Source organism: Amycolatopsis sp. NPDC041971 (assembly GCF_055588925.1).
Map to the genome: position 1 here is coordinate 73,883 of NZ_JBVJCE010000026.1, position 9,269 is coordinate 83,151.

Below are 9,269 nucleotides of genomic sequence, written 5' to 3' on the forward strand. Positions count from 1 at the left end.
GATGGCCCCTTGCGCATGGCGGAGGTACGTGCTGTGGGATCGTCCGGAACGCGACGCGCCGATCTTGTGATGCGGAAAGGCCTTTTATTGTCGGTGATCGCCGGTACCGTGGAATGAAAAGCACTCCGAGGAGGTGCCCGATGCATCATGACCTTCCCGGAGGTCGGCGCGAGGAGGCCGACCCTTCAGAAACGACCGGAGCTGGAACCACGTCCGCCGAGCAGGCACGTCAAATTCGCTTCCTCGAGGAGGAAGTGGCCCTGCTGCGCCGGAAGCTCACCGATTCGCCACGTCAGAACCGAGTGCTGGAGCAGCGTCTCGCCGAGGCGTCGGAACGAGTGAGCCAACTCACGGAACGCAACACGAAACTGGTCGAGACGCTCCGCGAGGCGCGTGGCCAGTTGCTCGCGTTGCGGGAGGAGGTCGACAGGCTGGCCCAGCCTCCGAGCGGTTACGGCGTGTTCGTCACCGCGTACGAGGACAACACGGTGGACGTGTTCACCGCCGGCCGCAAGATGCGGGTTTCGGTCTCACCCGCGGTCGAGGTGTCATCGCTGCAGCGCGGACAGGCGTTGCGGCTCAACGAAGCGCTCACCGTCGTCGAAGGCGGCGACTTCGAGCGGATCGGCGAGGTCTGCGCGTTGCGCGAGGTGCTGGCCCCGGACGTCGAGGGCGGCAGCCCCCGTGCGCTCGTGGTCGGGCACGCGGACGAGGAGCGGGTCGTCCTGCTCTCCGATCCGCTGGCCGAACAGCCCCTCAAGCCGGGCGATTCCCTGCTGGTGGACTCGAAGGCCGGTTACGCCTACGAGCGCGTGCCGAAGGCGGAGGTCGAGGATCTCGTACTGGAGGAGGTGCCCGACGTCCGTTACGAGGACATCGGTGGCCTCACCCGGCAGATCGAGCAGATCCGCGACGCCGTCGAGCTTCCGTTCCTGCACGCGGATCTCTACCAGGAGTACCAGCTGCGCCCGCCGAAGGGCGTGCTGCTCTACGGGCCTCCTGGCTGCGGTAAGACCCTCATCGCCAAGGCGGTGGCCAACTCGCTCGCCAAGAAGGTCGCGGAAGCACGCGGCGCCGCGGCGGACGGGAAGTCCTACTTCCTGAACATCAAGGGTCCGGAGCTGTTGAACAAGTTCGTCGGGGAGACCGAGCGGCATATCCGCCTGATCTTCCAGCGGGCTCGGGAAAAGGCCTCCGAAGGCACCCCCGTGATCGTGTTCTTCGACGAGATGGACTCGATCTTCCGCACCCGCGGTTCGGGCGTGTCCTCGGACGTGGAGACCACGATCGTGCCGCAGCTGCTCTCGGAGATCGACGGTGTCGAGGGCCTGGAGAACGTCATCGTCATCGGCGCCTCCAACCGTGAGGACATGATCGACCCGGCGATCCTGCGGCCGGGCCGGCTCGACGTCAAGATCAAGATCGAGCGTCCGGACGCCGAAGGCGCGAAGGACATCTTCTCCAAGTACCTGTCCGATGGCCTGCCGATCCACGCGGACGACCTCGCCGAGTTCGGCGGGGACCGCAGGGCGACGTTCGACGCGATGATCCAGCACACGGTCGAGCGGATGTACGAGGAGACGGACGAGAACCGGTTCCTCGAGGTCACCTACGCCAACGGTGACAAGGAAGTCCTGTACTTCCGCGACTTCAACTCGGGCGCGATGATCCAGAACATCGTGGACCGGGCGAAGAAGTCGGCGATCAAGTCGGTGCTGGAGACCCAGCAGCCCGGCCTGCGCGTGCAGCACCTGCTGGACGCGATAGTCGACGAGTTCGCGGAGAACGAGGACCTGCCCAACACCACCAACCCGGACGACTGGGCCCGGATCTCCGGCAAGAAGGGCGAGCGGATCGTCTACATCCGCACGCTCGTCACCGGCAAGAACCAGGATTCGGGGCGGGCGATCGACACCGCCACGAACACCGGTCAGTACCTGTAAAGCAAGCCGAAAGGGCCCTTCGCCGCAGCGCATGCGGTGAGGGGCCCTTTCGCGTCACACGGATACGGGTTCCAGGGCTTTCCTGCGCGCGCTCAGCCGCCCGTGTGCGGCCAGGATGCCGAGGACTACGAGCAGCGCGCCGACAGGCTGGTTCCACGCCAAAGGTTCGTCGAGGACCAGGACACCGAGCAGCACGCCGACGACAGGCGTGAGGTAGGTCACCGCCGACGCGTTCGATGCGCCCCACGCCGCGATGATCGACGCGTTCCAGGCGTAGGCGAGCCCGGTGCCCAGCGCCCCGAGCGCGATCATGCTGAGGACGATCGGGGTGTCGAGGCGCACGGGCGTCGTCGCGATGAACGGCGCGAGCACCAGCATCACGACGGCGCCGCAGCAGACCTGCCCGAGCGCGATGGTCGGCGCGTCGAGGTTCCGCCCGGAGATGAACCGTCGCACGTAGACGAACGAGATCCCGTAACAGGTCGTCGCGCCGAGGCACGCCAGTTGCGCGGTCAGTTCGTGGGAGACGTCGATCCCTTGCCAGACCCCGACGATGGTGAGCACGCCGAGGAAGCCGAGGACCAGGCCGGTCGTACGGGCCTTCGTGAAGCGTTCCGACGGCAGGGCCGCAGCGGCGATGAGCATGGTGATCAGCGGGGTCGTCGCGTTGAAGATGCTGGCAAGCCCGGACGAGATGTACTGCTCGGCCCAGGAGAAGAGCAGGAACGGGATGACGCACAGCAGCACGGAGACGACCGCGAGATGCCCCCAGAGTGCCGGGTCGCGGGGGAGTGGCTTGCGGCGCCAAGCGGCGATGGCGATCAGGGCCACCGCGCCGAGGCAGACGCGCGAGAGCGCCACCTGAGCCGGTGACAGACCGGTGAGACCGATCTTGATGAACAGAAAACTCGCGCCCCACACGATCGCGAGGGCCGCGAACCGGATCGCGATACCGAAACGTCCCAATTGTCCTTCTCCCGAGTTCGCGTCTTCCGGCTCAGTGAATCGGGAATCCACTGTGTACTCCAGCGGTTTTCGGACGATGTGTTCCACGCCTCCGCGTGCCGGTCCCGCCCGATGCGCGTATAACGACCTATACTCAGCGGCTGTGAGTGAATCCTCTGGGCGCCCGCGCGCGCCGATCACCGAAGCCGATGTTCTGGCATGGCTGGAAACAACGGCGGCCGCCGTGCGAGCGGGGGAGGTGAGCGCCCCCGAACTCATCGAGATCCTGGGAGAGTTGCGCCGCGCCTCCGCGGCTTGTGCCGACGCCTCCGACTGGGCGCTGCTCGCCGCCAGGGAAGAGGGCGCCAGCCTCCGTCAGATCGCGCCCGTCTTCGGCAAGGGTTACGTTCGAGCCCCGGCGGCCCGCCTCGAAAAGCTCCATCGGCAGGCGCAGAACTCGAGTCAGTGGCTCGCGATTCTCCGCCACAAGAACGAAGGAGCCCGGTGACGGCCTCGGAAACCCAGGTCGGCGACCGGATCGTCGTCGGATTGGCGGCGCTCGGCAGGCCCGCGTACATCAACCTCGGCCGGGTCGACGCGCTGCCGCCCGGACGCGAGTTCGAGGCGATGCGCGCGGCGACTTACGACGTGCTGGACGACGCGTATCGCGCCGGCGTCCGGTGGATCGATGTCGCCCGTTCGTATGGTTCCTCGGAGGAGTTCCTCGCCGGTTGGCTCGCCGATCGCACGCCGGCCGACGTGACGGTGTCGAGCAAATGGGGCTACCGCTACGTGGGGGAATGGAAGCTCGACGCGGAGGTGCACGAGGTCAAGGAGCACACCGCGGCGCGCTTCGCCGAACAGTGGGCGGAAACCGTTGACCTGCTGGGTGAAGCGGTCTCGCTCTATCAAGTCCACTCGCTCACTGTGGACAGTCCACTGTTCACCGACGACCGGCTGATCGGCGCGCTGGCCGAACTCGCCGCCGACGGTGTCCCGGTGGGGTTCTCCACGTCCGGCCCCGCGCAGGCCGACGCGATCCGCCGGGCGTTCGGGCTGGAGGTCTCCGGAACGCCGGTCTTCAGTGCCGTGCAGTCGACGTGGAACCTGCTCGAACCCTCCGCCGGCCCGGCGCTCGCGGAAGCGCGCGCCGCCGGGAAACGGGTGCTGGTCAAGGAAACCGTCGCGAACGGACGGCTCGTGGTCGAGCCGCCGCCACCGCTCGCGCGGATCGCGCGGGAGCGCGGGACCGGTCCGGACGCGGTGGCGATCGCGGCCGTGCTGGCGCAGGACTGGCGGCCGGTCGCGGTCATCGGCCCGTCGAGTACGGCCCAGCTGGCGGAGAATCTCCTTGCCGCGAAGGCGAAGCTGACCGCGGACGAACTCGCGGAGCTGGCCGCGCTCGCGGAAGAACCGGTCGCCTACTGGCGGCACAGGTCCTGCCTCGGCTGGCATTGAGGGGCTGGACTAGTCTCGCGGCAAACGTCTGGCGGGTCACCGGGGAGGCTTGAGGGTGCGTCATCGGCAGGTGCTCGCGGTGGCGACGGTCGCGCTGTTCGGATTGTCGGGATGCGCCGACCGCCCCAACGACCTCGACACCTATTACGACGACCCGACACCGACGCCCACGGTCGAACCCGCGCAGCCGTCGGTGAAGCCGCAGGCCGCGCCGGTGCCGCCGTCCTCGACCCCGGCTCCGGTCCCCGCGGCCGTTTCCGCCGCGCTGCTGACCGACGAGGACGTCGCCGAGGAAGAAGTCGTCCCCGGTGGGAGCAAGGTGTCCGGCTGTCTGACCGGACTCACTCGCGGCACGAGCCGCTCGGCGACGTGGTCGTATCCGAGTGGCTCGAAGCTGGAGCACCAGGTCACCGAGTACACCGACCGTGACGCCTCGGACGTCGTCATCCAGGCGGACTGCGAAGGCAAGAAACTCACGCTGACGAAGCAAGCCGGCGTCGAGATCCAGCGCGCTTGGTGCGAGGGCACGACGTGCACCGTGTTGCTCGCCAAGGGGAAGCTCGTCTCCGCCCTCAGCGTGACTGCCGGAACCGGGGCGCGGGCGACGGACACGGCGAAGCGGCTGTTGCCGGTCGTCGCGCAGCGCCTCCGTTCGGCCTAGGCCGCTTCCCGCCGGAACCACTCCAGCGCGCCGAGACGGCCGTCCGGGATGAACCGGCTTTCCGGATCGTCGAGCCACGAGCGCAACTCCCCCAGCGTCAGCCAACGTCCTTCCACGACTTCGGACGGCTGATGGACGAAGGGGCCGTCCCATCGCGTTTCGAACGCGAAGTTGTGGCAGCGGATCGTGTCGTCGTCGGTGACATGGACGAAAAGCGGCCGCAGTTCCACTCCGTGAACACCCAGTTCTTCGGCGAGTTCCCGGCGTGCGCACTCCTCCGGTGTCTCACCCGCCGCGACGATGCCACCCGCCCAGCAGTCCCAAGTGGAGGGATAGACGTCCTTCGTGGGAGTGCGCAGGTGCACGTAAACGGAGCCTCCGTCACTCGAACGGACCAACACCACGCCCGCCGCGTGCCACAGTCCCTCGGCGCGGACCCGGGAGCGGGTGGCCGCTCCCACCACGATCGCGTCGAGGTCATAGAGCGCAACGAGTTCGTCACTGCCTGACATGGGGGGCATCGTCGCACGGCCCCGACCCCGTAGGGTGGTGGGTATGCGGCGGATCATGGGAACCGAAGTCGAGTACGGCATCGCGGTGCCGGGCGACGCGACGGCGAACCCGGTACTCACCTCGACCCAGGTCGTGCTGGCCTACGCGGCCGCGGCCGACATCCCGCGGGCGAGGCGGGCACGGTGGGACTACGAGGTGGAATCGCCACTGCGCGACGCCCGTGGGTTCGACCTGACCGGCCCGAGCGGCCCCGGGCACGATCCCGACGTCGAGGACCTCGGCGCGGCGAACGTCATCCTGACCAACGGGGCGCGGCTGTACGTCGATCACGCGCACCCCGAGTACTCGGCCCCCGAGGTGACGAACGCGCGCGACGCGGTCATCTGGGACAAGGCGGGCGAACGGGTCATGGAGGAGGCGGCGCGCAAGGCCGCCACCGTCCCCGGGCAGCCGCCTTTGCAGTTGTACAAGAACAACGTCGACGGCAAGGGCGCGAGCTACGGCACGCACGAGAACTACCTGATGCAGCGCTCGACCCCGTTCACCGCGGTGATCGCGGGGCTGACGCCGTTCTTCGCGTCCCGGCAGGTGATGACCGGTTCGGGACGGGTCGGTGTCGGGCAGCAGAGCGAGGAAGCCGGTTTCCAGCTCTCGCAGCGCTCCGACTACATCGAGGTCGAGGTCGGGCTGGAGACGACGCTCAAGCGCGGGATCATCAACACCCGCGACGAGCCGCACGCCGACGCGGACAAGTACCGCCGTCTGCACGTCATCATCGGCGACGCGAACCTGGCCGAATACTCGACGTACCTCAAGGTCGGCACGACGGCGCTGGTGCTGGACCTGATCGAGGCGGGCATCCGGTTCGACGACCTCAAGCTGGACGAGCCGGTGCGGGCCGTGCACCAGATCAGCCACGACCCGACGCTGAAGGCGAAGGTGTCGCTGGCCAACGGGCGCAAGTACACCGGGCTGGATCTGCAGTTCGCCTATCACGAGATCGCGTCGGCGAACCTGGAGCGCACCGGCGCGGACGAGGCATCCAAGGAGGTCCTGCGGGTCTGGGGCGAGATCCTGGACGCACTGGCGCGGGACCCCCAGGAATGCGCGGACAGGCTGGACTGGCCGGCGAAGCTGCGGTTGCTCGAGGGCTACCGCGCGCGGGACCAGCTGGCCTGGGGCGCGCCGCGGTTGCGGCTGGTCGACCTGCAGTACTCGGATGTCCGCTTGGACAAGGGCCTGTACAACAGGCTCGTCACCAGGGGTTCGATGAAGCGCCTGGTGACCGAGGAGGAGGTGCTGGAGGCGGTCACGACGCCGCCTTCGGACACCAGGGCCTATTTCCGGGGCCGCGCGCTGGAGAAGTACGCCAGCTCCATCGCCGCGGCGTCGTGGGATTCGGTCATCTTCGACGTCGGCAGGGAATCGCTGGTGCGGATCCCGACGTTGGAGCCGTTGCGGGGCACGAAGGCCCACGTGGGGAAGTTGCTGGACGACTCCGCGACCGCCGAAGAGCTGGTGGAAGCGCTCACCGGTTCGGACTAGCGGGATTTCCTTTCATCGGGGTTAAGCGATCACGGATCCCGCGGAATGTCGGGACCGCTGGGTAGGCTAGGAAACATCGGCCACACCGGGAGGCGAGATGGCTCAGGAAAAGATCGAAAAGCACGGCGGCGGCGACTCGGACGAAGAGTTCGAAGACGGCGGTCCGGCGGGCCAGGAACGGCGCGAGAAGCTCGGCGAGGACGTCGACACGATCCTCGACGAGATCGACGACGTGCTCGAGGAGAACGCCGAGGACTTCGTCCGCGCCTACGTGCAAAAGGGTGGCGAGTAACTCGTCTTCCGGCGGTCCTCGCGGCCGCCTGTGCGGAGCCGGCGGATCACACAGATGGGAACTTTGAGCACGTATGGAACACACCTCGGGTAAGTCGGCGCTGCCCGCCGCGTACTTCTCGTCGGCGACCTCGTCGTTCTCGGACTTCCTCCGGGCGCAGGCGCCCGAGCTGCTCCCGGAGCGGCGGGTTTCGACCGGGGCGGGCGGGTTGGACGCCCCGCACGGGACGACGATCGTCGCGATCAAGTTCGCGGGCGGGGTGCTGATCGCCGGTGACCGGCGGGCCACGTCGGGCAATCTGATCGCTTCGCGTGACATGGAGAAGGTGCACGTCACCGACGAGTACTCGGCGGTGGGCATCGCGGGTTCGGCCGGGCTCGCGATCGAGATGGTGCGGCTGTACGCGGTCGAACTCGCGCATTACGAGAAGATCGAGGGTGTTTCGCTCTCGCTCGACGGCAAGACGAACAAGCTCGCCGGGCTGGTGAAGTCCAATCTCGAGATGGCGATGGCGGGGCTGGCCGTGCTGCCGTTGTTCGTCGGGTACGACCTCGACGCGGAGGACACGAAGCACGCGGGCCGGATCATCTCGTACGACGCGACGGGCGGACGTTACGAGGAGAGCGCCGGCTACCACGCCATCGGTTCGGGATCGCTGTTCGCGAAGGGCTCGCTGAAGAAGCTGTACGACCCGGACGCGGACGTCGAAGCCGCGATCCGGACGGCGGTGGAGGCGTTGTACGACGCGGCGGACGACGACACGGCGACCGGCGGGCCGGATCTGGTGCGCCGGATCTTCCCGACGATCGTGACGGTCACCGCGGAGCAGGGTGCGGTGGCGTTGCCGCTCGAGCAGACGACCGCGGTGGCCGAGGCCATCGTGGCCGCACGAGCCGAGCGCGGGCGCTAGCCCTCCCTGTCCCTTCCCGATGAGAGCCCGAAAGAGCGGAGCACCACAGTGACGATGCCGTTGTACGCCTCTCCCGAGCAGCTGATGCGGGAGCGTTCCGAGATCGCGCGCAAGGGCATCGCGCGTGGCCGGAGCGTGGTCGTGCTCAAGTACCGCGGTGGCGTGCTGTTCGTGGCCGAGAACCCCTCGGCGACGTTGCACAAGGTGTCGGAGATCTACGACCGGATTGGTTTCGCGGCCGTGGGCCGCTACAGCGAGTTCGAGAACCTTCGCGTCGCCGGCATCCGGCACGCGGATCTGAAGGGCTACCAGTACGACCGGCGGGACGTCAGCGCGCGTGCGCTGGCGAACGCGTACGCCGCGACGCTGGGCAGCATCTTCACCGAGCAGCTGAAGCCGTTCGAGGTGGAGGTCTGCGTCGCCGAGGTCGGCGCGACCGCGGCCGAGGACCAGCTGTACCGGTTGACCTACGACGGTTCGATCTTCGACGAGCCGAAATTCGTCGTGATGGGCGGTCAGGCCGACACGCTCACCACGAAGCTCAAGGAGAGCTTCGAGTCGGACATGGAGCTGGAAGCGGCGCTTGGCGTCGCGGTAAAGGCGTTGCGCGCCAACACCCCCACGCCCGCGAACGGCGACTCGGACCCGGTGAAGCTCGAGGTCGCCGTCCTGGAACGGGAGCGACGCGGCCGCAAGTTCCGCCGGGTCGCCGGTGCCGCGCTGGACGTGCTTCTGCCCGCTGAGCCGGAGGAGCCCGCGGAGGACGAAGCCGAGGGCGAGTCCAAGAAGGACTGAGTCTCAAGTACACGAAGGCCCCCTTCCTTGCGCTGGACGCAAGGAAGGGGGCCTTCCTGTACTTTCGGCGGGTCGCGGTACACAGTGGACGCGGCGGTGAGTGTTGGGTGCAGGTGGTGGGGGGGGGGGGGGGGGGGGGGGGGGGGGGGGGGGGGGGGGGCCCCCCCCCCCCAACAACACACCACCCCCCACCCCACACCCCCCCCA

Annotated in this window: 10 protein-coding genes; 8 read left to right on the forward strand and 2 right to left on the reverse strand. The window is 68.1% G+C overall.

The features are described from left to right. Positions 1–140: 140 nt before the first annotated feature. Positions 141–1,943 (forward strand): proteasome ATPase, encoded by a 1,803-nt coding sequence (gene arc / locus ACZ6DT_RS37125; protein ID WP_465603983.1) that lies wholly within the window; start codon positions 141–143, stop codon positions 1,941–1,943. Between the two features lie 54 nt (positions 1,944–1,997). Here the strand turns inward: arc and ACZ6DT_RS37130 are convergent, their stop codons facing one another. Next, positions 1,998–2,909, reverse strand: coding sequence for a DMT family transporter (locus tag ACZ6DT_RS37130; protein WP_465604053.1), 912 nt, complete (start codon positions 2,907–2,909; stop codon positions 1,998–2,000). Positions 2,910–3,051: 142 nt separating this feature from the next. Here ACZ6DT_RS37130 and ACZ6DT_RS37135 point away from each other — a divergent pair, with 142 nt between their 5' ends. The 3 genes from ACZ6DT_RS37135 to ACZ6DT_RS37145 are packed head-to-tail and all read left to right on the forward strand — an operon-like array spanning position 3,052 to position 5,007. Further along, positions 3,052–3,396, forward strand: coding sequence for a hypothetical protein (locus ACZ6DT_RS37135; RefSeq protein ID WP_125678154.1), 345 nt, complete (start codon positions 3,052–3,054; stop codon positions 3,394–3,396). Continuing rightward, positions 3,393–4,346, forward strand: coding sequence for an aldo/keto reductase (locus tag ACZ6DT_RS37140; RefSeq protein ID WP_465603985.1), 954 nt, complete (start codon positions 3,393–3,395; stop codon positions 4,344–4,346). Before ACZ6DT_RS37135 ends, ACZ6DT_RS37140 begins: the two co-directional genes overlap by 4 nt. A 55-nt stretch (positions 4,347–4,401) precedes the next feature. Beyond that, positions 4,402–5,007: a hypothetical protein gene (locus ACZ6DT_RS37145; protein WP_465603987.1), complete on the forward strand. Its 606-nt coding sequence runs from the start codon at positions 4,402–4,404 to the stop codon at positions 5,005–5,007. Here ACZ6DT_RS37145 and ACZ6DT_RS37150 read toward each other — a convergent pair. Beyond that, positions 5,004–5,519 (reverse strand): NUDIX hydrolase, encoded by a 516-nt coding sequence (locus tag ACZ6DT_RS37150; RefSeq protein WP_465603989.1) that lies wholly within the window; start codon positions 5,517–5,519, stop codon positions 5,004–5,006. The genes ACZ6DT_RS37145 and ACZ6DT_RS37150 overlap by 4 nt on opposite strands. Positions 5,520–5,562: 43 nt before the next feature. On the opposite strand from ACZ6DT_RS37150, the gene dop reads away from it, so the two are divergent. From dop to prcA, 4 genes are all read left to right on the forward strand, one after another. Continuing rightward, positions 5,563–7,065, forward strand: a complete 1,503-nt coding sequence (gene dop, locus ACZ6DT_RS37155; protein WP_076161912.1) for a depupylase/deamidase Dop — start codon at positions 5,563–5,565, stop codon at positions 7,063–7,065. 97 nt (positions 7,066–7,162) lie between these two features. Then, positions 7,163–7,357 (forward strand): ubiquitin-like protein Pup, encoded by a 195-nt coding sequence (locus ACZ6DT_RS37160; RefSeq protein ID WP_037319666.1) that lies wholly within the window; start codon positions 7,163–7,165, stop codon positions 7,355–7,357. A 73-nt stretch (positions 7,358–7,430) separates the two neighbouring features. Next, complete coding sequence (prcB, locus tag ACZ6DT_RS37165) at positions 7,431–8,267, forward strand: proteasome subunit beta (protein ID WP_465603991.1); 837 nt, start codon at positions 7,431–7,433, stop codon at positions 8,265–8,267. Between the two features lie 48 nt (positions 8,268–8,315). Further along, on the forward strand, positions 8,316–9,062 hold the full coding sequence (gene prcA, locus ACZ6DT_RS37170) for a proteasome subunit alpha (protein ID WP_465603993.1): 747 nt from the start codon (positions 8,316–8,318) through the stop codon (positions 9,060–9,062). Positions 9,063–9,269: the final 207 nt, after the last annotated feature.

Excerpts from the sequence above, each read along its gene's own strand:
- arc (WP_465603983.1), top strand. The coding sequence starts at position 141 with ATGCATCATGACCTTCCCGGAGGTCGGCGCGAGGAGGCCGACCCTTCA.
- ACZ6DT_RS37150 (WP_465603989.1), bottom strand. The coding sequence starts at position 5,519 with ATGTCAGGCAGTGACGAACTCGTTGCGCTCTATGACCTCGACGCGATC.
- dop (WP_076161912.1), top strand. The coding sequence starts at position 5,563 with ATGCGGCGGATCATGGGAACCGAAGTCGAGTACGGCATCGCGGTGCCG.
- ACZ6DT_RS37160 (WP_037319666.1), top strand. The coding sequence starts at position 7,163 with ATGGCTCAGGAAAAGATCGAAAAGCACGGCGGCGGCGACTCGGACGAA.
- prcB (WP_465603991.1), top strand. The coding sequence starts at position 7,431 with ATGGAACACACCTCGGGTAAGTCGGCGCTGCCCGCCGCGTACTTCTCG.